Origin of the sequence: Selenomonas sp. WCT3, assembly GCA_900100835.1 — a bacterium.
Classification (GTDB): domain Bacteria; phylum Bacillota; class Negativicutes; order Selenomonadales; family Selenomonadaceae; genus Selenomonas_A; species Selenomonas_A ruminantium_E.
In genome coordinates, this window is the sequence record FNCM01000023.1 from 1 (window position 1) to 17,718 (window position 17,718).

Consider the following 17,718-nt stretch of genomic DNA (forward strand, 5'->3'; position numbering starts at 1 on the left):
GCAATGACATCAGTGCGGGAGAGTTTCAATATGAACATGAGGCCGTTCACATCGGCCTGGAAAAGTCCTCCGGAGACTGCTGCTGCAGTCTCTTTTTTCGTACCAAGCCATTTTTGTGAAAGTGTATCATTCTTTTTTCCTCTGACTAAGCCAGTGCGACACAACTATCGACAGTAGTAATGAAACTGTTGTCAAAAAGACTGGATGACTTGTTCCCCAAAGCTCAATGTTCCCATAAGCAACGTACATCATACCTCTCCAATCCCCTACTAACATAACAATCTGTGCCCATTTACTACTAATGACAATAGATGCAAGTACATTGAGAGCTGCTAAGTCAAATTGATGCGTGCTTGCCCAGCGATTCATTTCTTCATGCAGTTTTCTTATTCTGCCAGCCATACTATCGGCTCCTTTTTTGGTATTTCGGAATAACGATTCCATTTTTATCATTACCATACAAAAATCTCATTATTCCGTTTCTGGATAAAATATAACAACAAGCACCTTTCAATTTTCCGATGTGGCGAGCTGGATGTGAGCCTTCCCCTGCGCATGGAGGCGTGGTGTCGATTGACGACGTGGACGCGGAGGCGTCCACCCAAGGAAACGGACACCCGTGGCCTGTGGGAAGGTTGCGGCGCGGCAGGGCTTGGCGGCTGCGTAGTGCGGCTGAGTGGATGAAGGGCTCCTACCTGTGCGGGAACAACGCGACGACTGGAGCGTCCGCACAGGCAGGAGCCGTGAATCCCGAACGCCAAACGCAGTCAGCCGCCAAGCTCTGCCGCGCCCCTCCAATCGTGGCACTCATGGCGAGCCGTACTTGCGGCGTCTTGGGCGAAGTGGACAGCAAAGCTGTCCACCCGAGCACTATGACGCTTTTGACTGTTCAGCGTTGATTGGTCAACCTTCGGGCAGGAGCCGGCATCAGCCGACCGCAGCGGAACGGAGCCTGGGCGCAGTGCAGCGGAGGGCGGTTCATGCCGTGTCCTGCCCGCGGCAGTCGTGGCGAGTCTGCCGCATGATGATCCGTCGCAGTCTATGGCCATGCGCCGCCAGATGGGGCGGGCTCACGGACGAGCCCGCTGACGGGAGCTGGACGCGGCCACCTGTGGGAGGTTCTCGAAAGCGGATTCTTTTCGATAACCGTGTCTATCGGACGTGTGAGGGGCAGCCCGTAGGGTGCTCACTTCCGATAGACGTAAGGCGGTTATCGGAAGGAATCCAAGACGGATGGCCATGCGTAAGACGCTGGAATACCCGCAGGGCAGCTTGAGCATGCCGCAGCACGTCCCTTCCTATATGCCACGATGTTGACTCGTCAAATTGACCAGTCAAATCCCTCTGCACGGCAGGCGGCTGACCGAGGACAGGCCAGCGGCGGGCGCACTCCCTGCACGCCGTCACGAGCAGCACCGCACGGCGGGAGCGTAGCGGACGCGGTGCGCCAGCGCAATATGAGGGCCACGAAAGGAACTACTGGCCGCGAGGTTGCTGTGACGCTGCCGCAAAAAGCAGGAGCACGCAGGCACTTCCGGCGGCACATGGCAACGTCGCGGCCAGCCTCTCTTGGGAAGTTTGCAGGGCTGGGAGGGTGGGCGCGCCGTAGTAAGGGATGCCCCGATGTAGACTGCCGTAAGGAGACGCCCACCCGGCGGCGTTCCTGCTTTGGTGGACGCTGACGCTTCTGTCTATCTTCGACCGCCGTTAGCTGCAGCGTCCACGTCGCAGAGGAACACCGCTCCCCACCCTTTTGCCGCTCCCCATGAGCAGAATTGACCGATCAGTCCTGCCCCTCGTTACTGGTTCGGGTGTCGCTCCTTTGGTGGACGGCCTAGCCGCCGTCCACGTCGTCAGCGACACTTGGCGGGACGTGCTGGCGCACCTCCCGCATCGCACATCGCGGCATCCGCAGGCCGTTCCGTTGTCGTTCATCCGTGATAACCCTAGGGGAGGCACTGAGGGCAGGGGGCCGTCTCTGCACGTGGACGCATCCGCGTCCACTCTCCGCCCCCTTTCCCCCTACGGCCCCGACAGGCGGGGCCTACCCCCTTTCCCCCGTTTTCCTGCCCTGCGGTTCTGCTGCTCCTCGGGCAGGAATGGGGAATTGGTGCCGCGGATAGGGGGACAGGGGGCTTGGCAGCCCTCCCTGCGGTCGGGACGACTACGGCGTCCAGCGAGAGCGGTGCGGGATAGCTCGCGCCGCCGTACCCCCTGCCCTCAGTGCCTCGATGTTACCTCATGGGCTAGTCGTTGCCTGCTCGTCGATACTTCCCACCAGCAGGCGTCCAATCGCTCGGGTGGACGGCACGCCGTCCACTTCGCGCTAGACGCTTTCCGTTCCTCTCGATAAGGGCGCGACAGAGCCAGGCGGCTGACTGCGTTTGGCGTTCGGGGCTCAGGTCTCCTGCCCCGTCGGGGGCTCAATTCTTCGCCCTGTTTCCGACGGCGTAGGAGCACTTCGCCCACTCAGCCGCACTCCGCATCCGCCCGGCACTGCCGCGCCGTACAAGCTCCCCATGGCCACGGGTGTATGTTCCTTTGGTGGACGCCTCCGCGTCCACGTCGTCACACACACCGCGCATCCATGCGCTGGGGAAGGCTCGCATCCGGCTCGCCACGATTATCGGAAACGCCTCTTCGTTCCCCTCTCAAAAGTGTAACGATAATTAAATACAAATACACTATGATATTGACCGGTCAATTCTTGCGTCAAATAACGCAGCTGATATATCCTTCAAAGCATATACTAAGTAATACTTTTTATATACTCAGTATACAAAAATTCCACATAATCCCGAATCTATGCTATACTAAAAAGGCCACAGCCCTCATCAAGCTAATCCGGCAAGGGAGGGAGGTTGACCAACGTGTTTACACCAAATTTACTGCTTGAGCTGCTTATCAGCATCCTTGGGAGCATTCTCGGGACACTGATCTTGCAGATGCTGGGGCTGTAAGTAAGCGCAGCCACTGTGGCACCAGCGAGGCACGCCAATCATCACGGCGCGCAAAAAAGCCCTTGGGTCATCACTCCCAAGGGCTTTTTCAATGGTTGACCTGTGTCAACACCAAATTACTATATTCATTGTAGCATCATCTTACCCGGTCGTCAATAAAGACAGCACAGGCCGATGCTTTTTAGTTGTATCACTAATTAAATATCGATACATCATACCTGCCTACAGTATTATATACTAAGTAATACTATCTATATACATATCGATACTTATTATATAAAAAGTATTACTTTATGTCCTCAAGTACGTAGCGTTTCTCGCGCACGTAGTCGGCAATAATCATGTTCAGGGCGCTGTTGTTGGACATGCCCAGGGCTCGGTTTATTTCCGTAAAGGCCGCATAGGTTTCCGAGTTGACCTTGGCCGAAATCTGCTTGTCTTTGCCACTGGAGGATTTTGTCTGCTCGGTCATCCGCACGACAACCGGCGTTTTTTTCTCGGCTGAGGCGTTCGCCTCCGTCTGCCGTTCCCGTTCTTCGATTTTATCAATCAGTCTTGCCATATCCGTTCTCCTTATATACTAAGTAATACTTTCTATATGCTTGCTAATACTATTTATATAATAAGTATTACTTTTGAATCTTATCTGCAATGTTCTTGTAGACCCCCGATACTTCCGCGCCTTTATTCGCCAGGACTATCGGCAGTCCTTCGATAAGGCGGCGGTTCACTTCGACGGTGTCTTTGACGACGCCGAGCACGTTGTAGTTTTTCTTCAAGAGCTCCAGTACGTCACGATGGTCGTTGGACGAGCCTTTGTAAAGCGTCGCGATAACCCCGCGAAACTCCAAGTCGGGGTTGAGAGACCTTGCGCCGTCGCCGGACCTTATGCCCTCGATGGTCTCCATCAATGCCTTGAGGCCGCGATAGGAAAGGTAATCCGTCTTGGATGGCACGATGACTTCATTGGCAGCCGTCAGTGCATTGCGCAGCAGCGTGCCGAGCTGCGGCGGACAGTCAATAAAGCAGTAGTCAAAATATGGCGTCAGCTGCTCCAAGGCCGTATAGAGGCGGACATCCGAGTTACGCGTGCCGATGAGGTTGCCCTCTTTGACCGCCAGCTCCAGGTCTGACGGCAGCAGGTACAGATTCTCAAGACCTGTCGCATCGACGGTAAAGCAGCACTCCGCCGGATTTATCTGCTTATGCTTGTCGGTCTCGAACAATGCGCAGATGTTGTATTTTTCCATATTGCCCGTTCCCGGCTCCAGCCCGCAGCTGATAGTCAGGGATGCCTGCGGATCAAGGTCTATCATCAGCACCCGATTTTTCTTCGAGGCCACCGCCTTGGCCGCCGCCAGATTGTAAGTCGACGTCGTCTTGGCCACGCCGCCTTTTTGGTTTGCTATCGCTATGATTTTCATTCTTCTGCCCCTCATGGTATATGATAAGTAATACTTTTTATATACTAACTATATCAAATCATCCCTAACTAGGCAATAGTTGACGCGTCAAATTTGACCGGTCAAAAAAAACGGCAGCCCGAAATCTACGGACTGCCGTTCCTGCTATAATGGATGTAATCCATAACGCTACTGGAGGTGTTTTCTATGGTATCTCTTATCGTGGCCATCTTCATGATCTTTTGCGGTCTTTGCTTTTTCCTTGGTATCGTCTACGGCCTACTCAAAATAATCTGCCCAGCACTCTTCCGCCTCTACAAATACCTGCGCGGCTAGTCTCAAAACTGTACTTGTAATTAAATATCGATACATTTCAAGGCACGCCACACCGTCCATCTTCCCGTCACTTTCGGGGCGCACTCCCCCTTAGAGGCTACGTCTCTTTGCCCGAACCCCTCAGCACTCTTGATGTTTTTGGAATTTAGCTGTTGACTTTGCTCGTACCCTATGTTAGGACGGGTGGTGAGTTCTGAGCAGAGGCGCCCCTGCCCTATGAGAGTAGCAGGGGCGAAGTTTGGACGGTATGGAGCCGCCGTCGCTTTCGTTACCCATGAACAACCTTCCCGCCGTATGGCGGTAGACCCACGGTCTGCCTTTACATCTAGGCACATCACTTGTGCCGTTGGTTGCCTGCCTCCTGCCAGCCTTGCAGCTGACATCGGGGGATGTTGCCATCCCCGTCCTGCGCTCGTGAGACGCATCACAGTACGGTTTAGCCCCGGGCACGAACCCCGGGGCATCAGACGAAGGAATCGCACCCCCGCCGCATCGTGGAAGTAACGCCACCCTCTAACGGCCAGTACACCGGCTGATTAGGCCGTCCGGTTATATTCGCATGATTTGCCGCTCAACATGACCCCTCCGCGCGGCAGCATGCCTTATGATCCGTCGATTCCTGTACCTAAATTACCCGATACCTAAATTCACGCACGAAAAAAGCACCTGCTCCACCGGAGCTGGGTGCTAAATGTTCCGCGACACAGTTATGTCTGTATAGGTTGACACTTGACGAGTCAAAATCTATACGATATAATCGAACGTAGAAAAGAGCTGTGGTTTACGTTTGTGCCGTGAACCATTTAGCGGAAGTCTTGTGGATTGCCGTCCATAGGACTTCTTTTTATTTTCCCGATATATTTACATTTTTATGTTAGACTTGATAATCCCATCCTGTTATGCACAGGTCTGCTGTCGATAACTCTTATCTGCAAACTATCATAGCATGATTGCGGTTAATACGTCAACTGTCTGCAAGCGGCAGACATCCCCCGAATAGGCGGCAGGTATAACACTTTTGATGTTGTATAATTCCTGCGTTTACCCGCAATTTTCAAAACACCGTAAGGCTATATACGCCAAAGCCCCGTGATGCTTTTCACGGGGCTTTTCTTGTACGATTTTCCTGCCCGCTCTGCGGGTCGTAAATCGGTATCGACACGGCAGTGATATATCACGCTATATCAAGTTATGCCAGATAGGCATCATAAAATTTTTTTTGATTTTTCACGACTACTTGCTCTCCCGCTCCTGCCGTTTCTCATCCATGTCGATGACATTGCCCATGTCCTCCTGCATCCACCGCCCGACGGCAGCCTTGGAATCCTCGTTGAGGTGAGTGTAGATGTCCATCGTGACATTTATCGTCGAATGGCCCAGCTGCTCCTGTATGTCCTTGAGGTCGAATTTCTTGCTGTCCTTCATGCGGGAGGCGAGGTCATGCCGCAGCATGTGGAAGGTCGTGCGGATGCCAAGGCGTTTTCTGACCCGCGCATAGTATGACGAGAAATACGCGGGGCTGATGAAGGCTCCCGCCTTACGCGTAAATACTAAATCGGGATGCTCCCAATGCCCCGCCTCCAGCCGCGCGATTCCCTGCCGGTGCCGGTATTCGGAAAGCTCCTGGCATAATGCCCGCGGGATATAGATACGGCGGCGGCTCTGCTCGGTCTTGGGCTCCGTGAGCATGACTTTGCCGTCGGTATTGACGAGGCCATGACTTACTTCCAGCCAGCCCTCTTCAAGGTTGATGTCGCTCCAGTGCAGGGCCAAAAGCTCGCCACGTCTAAGCCCTGTCATGAACTCGGTCAGCAGGATTTGCCGCCAGCAAGGAAACGGCGTCGCCGCCTCCAGCAAAGCGTCCCGCTGTTCCTTGGTAGGCCGCACGAACGGCTTTTTCTGCGGTCGGCGCGGCAGGTTGAGGTCATCGGCAATATTGGCAGGAATCAGCTTGAGTTTTGCCGCCCGCCCAAAGGCCATGCGCATGACGACGCGGAAATACCGCGCCCGCTCGTAATGATCGAAAAACCTGCGGTTGATGATGTTCTGCAGGTCAAATTCCGTCACGAACGCCAGCGGCATCGTGCCGATATACTCCTTGGCCACGCGAATCATAAAGCCGTAGCGCTCCCCGGTCGTCATGCGGATATGGGGCTGCGAATAGGTCGTAAACCACCGGTCCAGCCACTCTCCTGCCGTCAGCTGGTCGGCAAGCAGGGCCGTCGTATTCATATACCTCTCCTTGAGGGCCGCAAGGTTTTTCAGCGCCTCTTTCTGCGTAAAGCTGCTTTTCGTGCGCCGCACCGGGCGGCCCGTCCGGCCATCAAAACCGACCGTCAGCTGCGCAATCCAACGGTCACGCTTTTTGTCCTTATAGATTGACCCTTCGCGCGGCCCCCGGCGCGTCTTCTTTCTCCGTCCCATGCCAGTCCCCCCTTCATTCCGCTTCTTTCTTCATACTCACGAGCACCAGCTCCACGGCCTTGCGCTGTTCGGGGGTAAGGATAGCCAATTGATCCATAACCCTGTGATTGACAGTATCGCGGTTCACGCCTAAAAGATAATCGACCGTCACATCGAAAAACGCCGCCAGATGCGGAAACCGCTCGACGCTCGGGAACGACCGCCCCTGCTCCCAATTGGAATAGGTGCGGACAGGAACGTCCATAATGGCCGCCATTTCCTGCTGCGTCAGATTTACCTCCTTCCGCAGCATCTTGAGGCGAATCGGAAACACGTTATCCGCCCCGTCTTTCGCTCTCTGTATGGCCAGCCCCTCGAACCTTTCCCGCAGGTCGGGGCGCAGTATTTCGACATCTTTTGTCTCTTGACCGGTCAAATTTGACTGGTCAATTGTTTTGTCGTCCTTCATGTCATCCAAACCACCTTTCAGCCCTATTGTACCACAAATGCACCATAACATGCGTTATAAAACAATTATATGCCGTATTTTCTGACAGTTATAGACATTAAAATTACATAGTAGTATAATTAAAACGTCGAACAAATACAGAACACTATACAATACGACTGCAAAAAAGGAACGTGAAACAGTCGCAGCGAGGTAAATGCCTATGGACAATCAAGAAAAAATCCTGCTCACTATCCACGAATTTTCCCACATGACCGGCATCGGCGAAAAGACGGCCCGCCGCCTCTCGCATGTCCGTGGTTTCCCCGCCCTGCGCGTCGGACGGCGTATCATGATACACCGCACCGCCGCCGACAAATGGCTGGCCGAATGCGCCATCCACCAGGACAACTGCCTGCCCTCCCTGCATTAACAAAAGGAGTTGACGATATGGGGAAAACGGACTACGCACACTACCACGGACGCACCGCATTAGATTGTCAGATGCTCGAAATCTACCGCTTGGCGAGGATACCAATCGGCATCGACGCTTCGCGCATGCTGGCATTAGTCAACGGCAAACCTATTGCCAAAGTCGTTCCCGCCAACGAGGAAGGAGACTGTGTATGGATAGCATCGTCGTCACTATTGACTACCCGCAGGCTGTTCACATCGGACAAAGCCTTTCTCTCAGCCTTATCACGGGGCACGCGGCTATCTGCCCCGAAAAAGACATTGCTGACCGTTGGCAAGCCTTACTGACCCGCCCCCGCCCCTTGACCCTGCCGCTCTATCTCCGGCAGGAGGCGGGCGGCTTTACGGCCCATGACGTTCTCATGATCGTCATGGCCATACAAAAATTCGGTAATCCTGCCTACGCCAGACTATGGGGACAGGTCTACACCTACCTGACGTGTATTGCCGCCGCGAAAGTGCCAGCCCGCGTCGTCATCGACCTTGGCACAATTCGCGGGCGTCGGGCATTTATGACCTACATGGATGGCCACGACCACGCCTGCGGCATCCGCCGCCCATCCCAGCCTATGGCGCATAACACCTATCTACTACAAGGAGGAATCCGCTATGCTTTCGCGTAAGGCGCAAAAACTCTATGACGCCATTACCGCCCGCGGCGGCGGCATCGTGGACGAATACCTCATCCGCGACATGACTGGCCTTTCCCATGGCAGCATCGTCGCCGCCCGCCACGAGCTTATCGACGCAGGGCTTTTGACCCTATCCAAGACCTGCCGCAAGATGGTTTACCATTTGACCGGTCAACTGACCCGTCAAAAAAACGAACCTGCGCCGCGCCCTGCCGCTACTCCTATTGCTACTCCTGTCGCTGCTGCTCCCGCTCCCTCTGCGCCCCCAGCCGCCGGCAACCTCTACACCTTTTCTACCATGCCGCATATCACCGGCACATACTGCGATTTCGACGAATGGACGGATGCGCTGATGGACGCCCTTGGCGACTGCCTCGACATCAGCGAAAGCCTTGTCGAAGAGGGAACGTATACCGTCTACGCCCAAGACTACGATCAGGAGGACACCTATCATACCGAAGAAACCGAAGACGGCTTTGTCGTAAACTAACCCGCCCGCGCAGACCATCTGGCCTGCGCTTTTTCTATACTCTGCCAAAAAGGAGGAAACCATGCGAGTATTCCTAAATCCCGGTCATGCCCTCGGCGGCAATCCCGACCCCGGCTGCGTCAATTCCCGCTACCACCTGCGCGAATGCGACCTTGCCATTACCTACGGCAGCCTCTGCGGCAAATACCTCGAAGCCGCGGGCTTGGAAGTAAAGCTGCTGCAAAGTCACAACCTCTACGGCGAAGCGCCCGGCTATCCCTGCGTCGTGGACGCCGCCAACCGCTGGCCCGCCGACCTCTTCCTCTCCATCCACGTCAACGCGGGCGGCGGCAGAGGTGCCGAAACCTACTGCTATAACTTCGGCGGCAACGGCGAAACACTCGCCCACTGCATCCAGCGCCAGCTCGTAGAAAGTCTCGCGCCCATCGACGGCGGCTACGCCGATCGCGGCGTCAAGGCGCATCCAAGTTTCTGCGTCCTGCGTAATACCACCATGCCCGCTGTCCTCGTGGAGACAGGCTTCATCGATAGCGACGACATCGGCCTCCTTACCCAGCACGGCGACGAAATCGCACGAGCGCTGGCAAGAGGTGTCACAGACTACGAGCAGGAAATCTAGTATCAAACATTAGCTCTCTTTTTTATGAAAAGTCTTGACAAAAATCTCCAAAGCTGCTAAGCTGCTTATATCGCGTTTTTTGTATATAAATTGATATATTTATATATATTTGTTTTGGAGGACTATTAATGTATCGTTTAGGTGAGCTCTTTTCAGGCCCCGGCGGGTTGGCCTGCGGAGCTATGACTGCCCATGTGCCAGGACATGATGACTTAAAGATTGTCCATGCTTGGGCTAATGATTTTGACCCGTCAACTTGTGAAACCTACCGTCACAACATCTGCAAGAATGATGCTGACACAAGCGTATATTGTGGCGACGTTCGCAAACTGGATATCAGTAAAGATAACCCATTATTCAAGGATAACCCGTTCAATGCCTTTGCATTCGGCTTTCCTTGCAATGACTTTTCAACCGTAGGAGAAAAGAAAGGCATCCACGGCACATATGGCCCTCTTTTCTCTTATGGTGTCAAAGTTCTGAAACTATTTCAGCCAGACTGGTTCGTCGCTGAGAACGTCAGCGGCCTCTCTAGCGCCAATGATGGTGGAACCTTCCCCATGATTCTCAGGGAAATGCACGGGGCAGGATACCAACTCTATCCGCATCTTTATAAATTTGAGGAATATGGTGTACCTCAAGCCCGCCATCGTATTATTATTGTCGGCATCCGCAACGACATTGATAAAATCTTCTACCCCCCTGCACCAACAACGCCAGATCCTAAACAGTATAAAACCTGCAAACAGGCACTGGAAGAAAAACCAATACCAAACATCAACAACGAAATGCCACGCATGACCCAGCGCGTTGTCGAACGCTTGAAACTCATTGGCGAAGGCGAGAACGCTTTTAATGCTCCGGCATTAAAAGAACGCCCTGACCTGCAATTAAAAGTCAAAGGTGCAAAAATCAGTCAGATATACCGCCGACTTGATTCTAAGCGTCCATCGTACACCGTTACTGGTTCCGGCGGCGGCGGTACACATATCTATCACTATAAAGAGAATCGAGCACTCACGAACCGTGAACGTGCTCGTTTACAGACATTCCCCGATGACTTTGAATTTAAAGGAACCAAAGAAAACGTCCGTCGTCAGATTGGCATGGCTGTCCCCTGCGATGGTGCACGTCAGATTTTTGAGGCCATACTCAAGACTATGGGCGGAATCGACTATCCGCATCTCGATAAATGCAATATTGATTTCAAAAATAAATAATAATAGGAGTAGCAATTTCTTTGCTACTCCTATTATTATGCTATAATCTCCATAGAGGTGATTACAATGCTACTTTCTCATGATTTAGAAGAACCTGTATTATACGACCCAGCACGAATGACCGGCTTAAACTGCAACCATCTTGCCATCGTAACCGGCTTTACTGACTGCGACATGATTTCCCAACATTTTATTCAGCTACATGATGAACGCGGCAAAGCAGACGGATTTTCTAAAGAAATCAAAATTGATATTATCTTAGGCATGTATAAGGGTGCCGGAATTACGCTTCGCAAACATCGTAATATCATGCAAACATTAAATAGAATCAATGCTATTGATAAACATATGAGCATCAAATGCCGATATATATATAAAAATGCCGAAGTACATACAAAGCTATATACGTGGTTAAAAGATGAAAAGCCCATAGCTGCGTATGCAGGTTCTGCTAATTACAGCGTCAACGCCTTTCGTATACGACGCGAAATATTAACAGATTGCGATCCGGCGGAATCATTTGCATACTATAATTCTCTTTTACCCGATACGATTGATTGTTTTGATGAAAACGTTCCTTCTTTGTTAAAACTTACAAATACGTCTATTCCCAACGATGAAATCTCTGAGCTGAACTATGAAAACCTTACCTATGAAGACCTTATCAAACGTCCACCTATTGATATATTGGAAGTTTCTTGGCTTGGCAGAGATGGTTCTGTGGGCGCAACCTCAGGGCCAAACTGGGGTATTCGCCCACGTGAAGGATATATTGATAAAAATGGTATGTATGTAAAATATAACCGTGACAGGAATCAAGCATACATTCCATATAATAAATGGCAACGTAAAGAAGGATTTTTCCCCGATAGAAAAAATCCTTCTGATAAAAACTGTCCGCTATTCAAGGCCGTAACCAAGGACGATGGAATCTTTTATATGCGAATGGCACAACAAGGAAATAAAGGCATTCATACAGCAGAATCAAATGCCATATTAGGAAAATGGCTACGCAAAAAACTTCGACTAGAAGATGGCGCATTAGTTACGTTAGATGATTTTAAAAGATACGGTCGTACTTCCGTAAAATTCCTAAAATACGCTGATGATGTTTTTATTATGGATTTTTAAAAAGCCCTTGCTATTGACCGGTCAACTCGGTATTATGACGGTAGATAAGAACTACCTTTCCCATATTCCCATAAAAACCCCACATACGGAATGATGACGACCCTTCTGCTGCTCCGGTATCTGGCGCTTGGCGCTTGATATATAGGGGATTTTCCCCATAGGTCGTCATTCCGCAGCAAAGCCGCACGGCATGACGATCGTGCGGCTTTGTTGCATTTTGAAGGAGGTTTTATCATGGAAACCAAAAAAGAAGATCAGACCTGTTCGCTGAAACTCAAATTCATCAAGGGACAAACGGCGGCAGGCAAGGATGTTTACGCCGTAGTGACGTTCCCGCATGTAAATCCCGAGGTCGCAGATAGCGATGTTTACGAGGTGGCAGCCCTCCTGGGTCGGCTGCAGGAGCGTACCATCAGCGCGATTGTCCGCGAGGACAGTGCATCCTTGATTGCAGTTGGCTGAGCGTAAAGGAGGTATATCATCATGAAGAAAACGCTGATTCTGCTTTTTAACCGTTCTGATGGGAAAACATCGGAGCTGGTGATTTCGGCGCCGCGTGAAGATGTCACGAAAGCGGAGGTAGATGCCTTTGTAACGAAGGTACGGGAAACGAAGTTCTTCCTTATCAACGGTACACAGCTGACATCGCTCAAAAAGGCGTTCATCCGCACGGTTGATGATGCGGAAATCACGGCTTGATGGCGGATGGAGCCATGGAGCAGACAATCCTTACGGCCATATCCGCCGTTGGCTTTCCCATCGTCGTGACGTTCTACCTGCTGACACGATTCCAACGGTCGATGGACAAGTTCACTGAGCAGATTGGCGAACTCGTCAAGGAATTGCAGATGCAGCGCCGCTGACATGGTATAATAAGGTGTATCGCCCTTCCAATTCGCGCGATACGCCAACATATCAAGGCCGCCGTCCCCATGTCGGCGGCCTTATTTATTTGATCCGTCAATTTTGACCGGTCAAACGGACATCTAAAAACTGTAACGATAATTAATTTTCGTTACAGTTTTTCTTGTCTTTTTGAGGCCAGTATGGTATATTATAAGTGTAACGATAATTAATTATAAGTACGCAAGGAGGGTCGTCATGGAAAAGGTAGTAAACAGCGAGTGGGCCGCATCCGAACTGGATCGGCTGCGGCAGGAAAACGACGCGCTCAGACAAGAGCTTGCCAACCTAAAAGGGAAGTCATCCGTGTGGCAAGAAGAACTCCAACGGTTACACGCCGAAAATAAGGAGCTTAGGGCAGAGCTGCAGAAAAAGACCCAGTTCATCCTCAAAGACCAGCAGGAGCGCAACAAGGCCGAATATGACGAGGCTATTCGCCGGGCCGCCTTTGCAAAACGCGGCCCGAAGACCAATGTGAACCTGCATAAGGACATCCTGTTTCGCCGCGATCAGGGCATGTCTATCCGCAAGATTGCCAAGGTACTCGGATGCAGCCCATCCACCGTGCAGCTTGTACTGAAAAAGCGTAACGATAATTAAATATAAGTACAAAAAAGGGGCTGTTGCACGTAATCAACGTGCAGCAGCTCCTTTTCGCATGCAAAAAAACAATCCCGGGGCTTGAATGCCTCGGGATTAAGTGTAGAATTTAGGTATGCACAAACTAAATTCACAGAAAGATTATACGTCTTTCGGAGGGAGTTATCAAGTATCCCTTCCTTTTAATCTTGAATTTCAGATTGGCAAAGATGACCCCGTCCGCCTGCTTCGCTACTGTATTGGAGGTATGGATATAACATCACTGGAGAAGACCTATCAACGGATAGATCGTAATCTGACGACGCCAAGGCAGATGCTGGCCATCCTTGTTTATGCGGGAATGAACCATATCTTCAGCTCACGCAGGATTGAGTGCGCCTGCCAAAGGGACATAAATTTCATGTACCTGCTGGAAGGCAAGCCGGCTGGTGTTCCAGGATCCAGTGCTGCTGAATACCTTCGTCATTCTCGCCACTACGCCTACTGCCATTAATGCGGTGCTGGCCTCGAAGCTATATCAGCTGAGGACGGATCTGGCGGTGTGCTCCTTTATTCTCACCACGTTTTTGTATCTGGTAGTGGTGTTCCCCCTGCTGTTTTTCCTGCTCAAATAAAATGAAAACTGCCCTCGCGCTGAGGGCAGTTTTTTATAAGGCCATTGTTCCAGTTTTGCCGAAGGAAAAACTTCCTCTTGGCCTTTTAACGAGGTGGGAGATATTAACTCGCCGCCTGTTAGTAAGTTACCGCCTCCACTTATAGAAGTGGGGGACATCTTGCACTCGTTATATGGGGGATTTTCAGACCTTGAACTTTGCCACCTGCTGCTTGAGGTTTTCGGCGCCCTGCTGGGAGATGTTGATCTTCTGCAGGATGTCGTTGGCCTTATCTGCCACCAGGGCGATTTTTTCTGCCACGCTGGTGTTGCCTACGGCTCCCTCGTGGGTGGCCTTGGAGATTTCCTCCAGGGCGTTGTTCATGGTCTCTATGGACTCGGCCAGTTCCCTGGAGGTAGTGTTGCTCTTCTGGGCGAAGCCCCTGAGGTAGTCGGCATCTTCACGATATTTGGCGGCTGTCTCGTTGATGAGTTCGTAGTCTTTGCTGACTTTCTCTTCCATGAACTTCAGCAGGCTGAAAGCGCCGCTGGAAAGGTCCTGCACGGAGCCGATGACCTTGTTGGTGAGGCTCTGGATGTTTTCGGCTGTGTCGTGGGACTGCTCGGCCAGTTTCCTCACCTCGTCTGCCACTACGGCAAAGCCACGGCCATGCTCGCCGGCCCGGGCGGCCTCGATGGCGGCGTTCAGGGCCAGCAGGTTGGTCTGCTCGGCAATCTGGGTGATTTCTCCTGTGAGGCTGTTGATCTGTTCCACCACCTTGGCGGATTCGATGGCTTCTTCCACGGCGGTTTTGGTGGTATTGTAGACCCCCTCCGCTTCTTTGTAGGACTGGGCCATGGTGGACTGGAGGCGGCCAGCCCGCTCTGCCACTTGTCCTGTGTAGTTTTCGCTTTCTTCGGCCCCTTTTGCATTCTCATGGATTTTTTTCACTACCCTGTCGCTGAGGGTTTGGAGATTCATGGTGGAGGCGGCAGTTTCTTCCATGCCGGCGGACATTTCCTCCGTGACTGCGGACATATCCTGGGTGCTGTCGTTGAGGTCGCCTACCAGATGCTGGACTTCCTGCACCATATCGGCGCTCTTGTCTGCCTCGCCCCGCACTTCCCGCAGCACATTCCTGAGGGAGGCCTGCATTTTTTCCAAAGCCTGTACCATGCTGCCCACTTCGTCCTGGCGCTGGCTGAGCTCCGGGGGGATTTCCTGGGTGAGGTCGCCGTCAGCTACGGCATTGAGCTGTTGGACGGAGGTTCCCAGAGGTCCGGCGATGTTCTGGGCGATGTAGGTGGCGGCAGCGATGCCCACGATAAGGCCCAGCAGGATGATGCCTGCGAAAATCTTGATGGTGCGGTCGTAGGTGGCAGTATTGTCCTCGAAGAGCAGCTTGCCCTGCAGCACGTTGTCGGGGGTCAGCACTGCCAGATTGGAGCTGATGGCGCTGACGCCCGAGAGCTCATCCAAGAGCTTGCCCCGGTCTTCCTGGCTCATGCCAAGGGCTTCGGCAGCCTTGACCTTGGACTGGAAGTCGGAGAGGTTCCCTTCCAGGGCTGCGATGGTTTCCTGGGCCCGCTGGCTGCGGTCGATTTCCTTGACCTTATGCACATCATCTTCAATGATCTTCAGCTTGTCGGAGATATCCTTCAGGATGATCTTGCGGTTTTCCACGGTGAAATTCTGCTGCTGCACATAGGAGACATGGGAGATGATGGTCTGCAGCTGGGTATTGGCATCATTGAGATACTGGGTGGTCATGAGGTTGTAGTTGTACATGTCATCAATGGACTGCTTGGCCTGGGAGGTAGCAAAGATGCCTACGGCAGCTACGATGCAGGTGATGAAAAGCATGATGGCGGCCAGCAGGAGAATCTTTATCCTGACGTTTAAATGATTCATGATGACCCTCCTTATCTGAACTGGGAAATGTTATCCCTGGTGATTTCCGTAAAGGGCACCTTCACGTCATCGGTGGGGGCGGTGCCACTCAGGGACTTCTGCAGGAGGCCTGCGATGGCTTCGGCGGTCTTGTCTGCGTCCTGCTTGACAGTCTGGCTCATATCGCCGGCGGCAACTGCCTTGAGGGCATCGTCCACGGCATCGACGCCGGAGATGAGGACGCCGGACTTGCCGGCAGCCTTCAGGGCGTGCAGGGCGCCCAGGGCCATGTTGTCATTGCCGCACACGACAGCATCTATCTGGGGATAGATCTGCAGCCAGAGGGTCATGTCCTTCAGCCCCTCGGCCTCGCTCCAGTTGGCATCGGCCTTGGCCAGCAGCTGGATGTCCGGGCGCTTGTCCAGGCAGGCTGCCTTGAACCCTTCCCAACGGGCTATGGCGCCGCTCTGGCGGCTTTCGCCCATCAGATAGACAACCTTCGCGCCCTGAGGCAGGTGCTTGGCCATATACTCGCCCTGGAGCCTGCCGGCCTGGGCTTCATCGGAAGCTACGTTGGCAAAGGTACCGCCGTTCAGGTCGCGGTTGGTGGCGATGACAGGGATGCCCGCTTCATTGGCCTTTTCCACGGCGGGGATCACGGCATTGCCGTCCACTGCCAGCAGCACGATGGCGGCAGGCTTTTCTTCAATGGCTGCCTTCAGCTGGTCAATCTGCAGGTTGGGGTCGCCGTTGGCATTGAGGAATTCCACCTCTGCTCCCTGCATGCGGGACTTCACTCCTTCGTACAAGAGCCCCGTAAAGCCTGTGGCATCGGCGTGGGCGACAAAGTAAACCTTCTGCCCCGCGCCACCCTGGGAGCCGCACCCCGGCAGGGTCAAAAGGGCCAGCATACCGCAGGCTGCGGCAGCTGCCTTGAACATCTTCTTCATGGAGAGACACCTCTTTCCTTATGAGTACCGCAATCCAGCTCTTTTGAGCATAACGATAATTATACGACGTTATTATTCTGCATGAGGGTGATGGTTTCCTTTTGTCAAATGAAAAAGATGTGAAAATATAGCCTCCCCGGCAAGGGGAGGCTGGAATCAGTGGCCCAGGGTCATCTCGATCTTCTGGACTGCCGCTGCTTTTTCTCGCATGGCAGCAGAGCTCAGGTGCTGCCAGATGCGGTGGACTTTTTCTGTGTATTCTTTTGGGGAAATGTGGTTTTCCTTCTGTTTTTCTATGTAAGTTTTGATGGTGCAGTGGAACTGCTCATTCAGCTGTACCTGCCTGAGGGACAGCAGCACCTGCAGGTTGCTGTCCACCAGATAGAGATGCAGGGTCTTGTCCTGCAGGATCTCTTCTGTGGGCCATTCCTCCGGTTTCAGCAGGGCAAGGCCTAAGGGGGCGTCTCCCCAGCCTTCCTTGAAGATGCCGTCTATCTGGTACAGGAAGAACAGCACCCCGTCCTCCTCATAAAGGGCCAGCTCCATCTTCCCCGTGCGGAAGGCCTCCCAGGCAATGACATCAGTGCGGGAGAGTTTCAATATGAACATGAGGCCGTTCACATCGGCCTGGAAAAGTCCTCCGGAGACTGCTGCTGCAGTCTCTTT

The 17,718-nt window shown here is 52.7% G+C and carries 23 protein-coding genes; 13 read left to right on the plus strand and 10 right to left on the minus strand.

From position 1 onward, the window contains the following. Nucleotides 1–126: 126 nt before the first annotated feature. A complete protein-coding gene (locus BLQ36_RS12805; RefSeq protein WP_143558773.1) occupies nt 127–402 on the minus strand; it encodes a hypothetical protein in 276 nt (91 codons plus the stop codon). A 908-nt stretch (nt 403–1,310) separates the two neighbouring features. Here BLQ36_RS12805 and BLQ36_RS13335 point away from each other — a divergent pair. Next, nucleotides 1,311–1,682, plus strand: a complete 372-nt coding sequence (locus BLQ36_RS13335; protein ID WP_143558775.1) for a hypothetical protein — start codon at nt 1,311–1,313, stop codon at nt 1,680–1,682. Between the two features lie 1,564 nt (nt 1,683–3,246). On the opposite strand, the gene BLQ36_RS12820 is transcribed toward BLQ36_RS13335, so the two are convergent. After that, on the minus strand, nt 3,247–3,522 hold the full coding sequence (locus tag BLQ36_RS12820; RefSeq protein WP_033171188.1) for a hypothetical protein: 276 nt from the start codon (nt 3,520–3,522) through the stop codon (nt 3,247–3,249). A gap of 67 nt (nt 3,523–3,589) precedes the next feature. Continuing rightward, nucleotides 3,590–4,384, minus strand: coding sequence for a ParA family protein (locus BLQ36_RS12825; RefSeq protein WP_180364889.1), 795 nt, complete (start codon nt 4,382–4,384; stop codon nt 3,590–3,592). Between the two features lie 186 nt (nt 4,385–4,570). Between BLQ36_RS12825 and BLQ36_RS13615 the strand changes: the two genes are divergently transcribed. Continuing rightward, nucleotides 4,571–4,699, plus strand: a complete 129-nt coding sequence (locus BLQ36_RS13615; RefSeq protein ID WP_256211395.1) for a hypothetical protein — start codon at nt 4,571–4,573, stop codon at nt 4,697–4,699. Between the two features lie 1,233 nt (nt 4,700–5,932). On the opposite strand, the gene BLQ36_RS12835 is transcribed toward BLQ36_RS13615, so the two are convergent. Together BLQ36_RS12835 and BLQ36_RS12840 are read right to left on the minus strand one after the other, a co-directional pair. Beyond that, a complete protein-coding gene (locus tag BLQ36_RS12835) occupies nt 5,933–7,123 on the minus strand; it encodes a tyrosine-type recombinase/integrase (protein WP_074515956.1) in 1,191 nt (396 codons plus the stop codon). Nucleotides 7,124–7,136: 13 nt separating this feature from the next. Continuing rightward, entirely contained in the window at nt 7,137–7,571 is a 435-nt protein-coding gene (locus BLQ36_RS12840) for a helix-turn-helix domain-containing protein (protein WP_074515957.1), read from the minus strand. Nucleotides 7,572–7,773: 202 nt separating this feature from the next. On the opposite strand from BLQ36_RS12840, the gene BLQ36_RS12845 reads away from it, so the two are divergent. Beyond that, nucleotides 7,774–7,983 (plus strand): helix-turn-helix domain-containing protein, encoded by a 210-nt coding sequence (locus BLQ36_RS12845; protein WP_074515958.1) that lies wholly within the window; start codon nt 7,774–7,776, stop codon nt 7,981–7,983. An 82-nt stretch (nt 7,984–8,065) separates the two neighbouring features. Here the strand turns inward: BLQ36_RS12845 and BLQ36_RS13340 are convergent, their stop codons facing one another. Beyond that, nucleotides 8,066–8,302, minus strand: coding sequence for a hypothetical protein (locus BLQ36_RS13340; protein WP_143558777.1), 237 nt, complete (start codon nt 8,300–8,302; stop codon nt 8,066–8,068). A 132-nt stretch (nt 8,303–8,434) separates the two neighbouring features. Then, the gene (locus BLQ36_RS13480) at nt 8,435–8,602 is read right to left on the minus strand and encodes a hypothetical protein (protein WP_180364890.1); all 168 of its coding nucleotides are present in this window, start codon (nt 8,600–8,602) and stop codon (nt 8,435–8,437) included. Between the two features lie 31 nt (nt 8,603–8,633). Between BLQ36_RS13480 and BLQ36_RS12855 the strand changes: the two genes are divergently transcribed. The 10 genes from BLQ36_RS12855 to BLQ36_RS13485 all read left to right on the plus strand — a co-directional run bounded on the left by BLQ36_RS12855 (nt 8,634) and on the right by BLQ36_RS13485 (nt 14,233). Beyond that, entirely contained in the window at nt 8,634–9,146 is a 513-nt protein-coding gene (locus tag BLQ36_RS12855) for a hypothetical protein (RefSeq protein ID WP_074515960.1), read from the plus strand. 61 nt (nt 9,147–9,207) lie between these two features. Next, nucleotides 9,208–9,765 (plus strand): N-acetylmuramoyl-L-alanine amidase family protein, encoded by a 558-nt coding sequence (locus BLQ36_RS12860; protein WP_074515961.1) that lies wholly within the window; start codon nt 9,208–9,210, stop codon nt 9,763–9,765. 128 nt (nt 9,766–9,893) lie between these two features. Next, complete coding sequence (locus tag BLQ36_RS12865; RefSeq protein ID WP_074515962.1) at nt 9,894–10,985, plus strand: DNA cytosine methyltransferase; 1,092 nt, start codon at nt 9,894–9,896, stop codon at nt 10,983–10,985. A gap of 66 nt (nt 10,986–11,051) precedes the next feature. Then, a complete protein-coding gene (locus BLQ36_RS12870) occupies nt 11,052–12,116 on the plus strand; it encodes a restriction endonuclease PLD domain-containing protein (RefSeq protein ID WP_074515963.1) in 1,065 nt (354 codons plus the stop codon). Between the two features lie 234 nt (nt 12,117–12,350). Further along, complete coding sequence (locus BLQ36_RS12875; RefSeq protein ID WP_074515964.1) at nt 12,351–12,578, plus strand: DUF1659 domain-containing protein; 228 nt, start codon at nt 12,351–12,353, stop codon at nt 12,576–12,578. Between the two features lie 21 nt (nt 12,579–12,599). Then, nucleotides 12,600–12,815, plus strand: a complete 216-nt coding sequence (locus BLQ36_RS12880) for a DUF2922 family protein (protein ID WP_074515965.1) — start codon at nt 12,600–12,602, stop codon at nt 12,813–12,815. Between the two features lie 14 nt (nt 12,816–12,829). After that, nucleotides 12,830–12,979, plus strand: a complete 150-nt coding sequence (locus BLQ36_RS12885) for a YvrJ family protein (protein WP_074515970.1) — start codon at nt 12,830–12,832, stop codon at nt 12,977–12,979. 238 nt (nt 12,980–13,217) lie between these two features. After that, complete coding sequence (locus tag BLQ36_RS12890; protein WP_074515966.1) at nt 13,218–13,619, plus strand: helix-turn-helix domain-containing protein; 402 nt, start codon at nt 13,218–13,220, stop codon at nt 13,617–13,619. Nucleotides 13,620–13,932: 313 nt separating this feature from the next. Then, the gene (locus BLQ36_RS13620) at nt 13,933–14,112 is read left to right on the plus strand and encodes a transposase (RefSeq protein ID WP_256211398.1); all 180 of its coding nucleotides are present in this window, start codon (nt 13,933–13,935) and stop codon (nt 14,110–14,112) included. Beyond that, complete coding sequence (locus BLQ36_RS13485; protein WP_033171198.1) at nt 14,048–14,233, plus strand: hypothetical protein; 186 nt, start codon at nt 14,048–14,050, stop codon at nt 14,231–14,233. Before BLQ36_RS13620 ends, BLQ36_RS13485 begins: the two co-directional genes overlap by 65 nt. Nucleotides 14,234–14,416: 183 nt before the next feature. Here the strand turns inward: BLQ36_RS13485 and BLQ36_RS12900 are convergent, their stop codons facing one another. From BLQ36_RS12900 to BLQ36_RS12910, 3 genes are all read right to left on the minus strand, one after another. After that, on the minus strand, nt 14,417–16,123 hold the full coding sequence (locus tag BLQ36_RS12900) for a methyl-accepting chemotaxis protein (protein WP_074515967.1): 1,707 nt from the start codon (nt 16,121–16,123) through the stop codon (nt 14,417–14,419). 11 nt (nt 16,124–16,134) lie between these two features. Beyond that, nucleotides 16,135–17,052: a sugar ABC transporter substrate-binding protein gene (locus BLQ36_RS12905; RefSeq protein WP_074515968.1), complete on the minus strand. Its 918-nt coding sequence runs from the start codon at nt 17,050–17,052 to the stop codon at nt 16,135–16,137. Nucleotides 17,053–17,208: 156 nt separating this feature from the next. Next, nucleotides 17,209–17,718: hypothetical protein (locus BLQ36_RS12910; protein WP_074515969.1), on the minus strand; the 510-nt coding region annotated here is incomplete at its 5' end.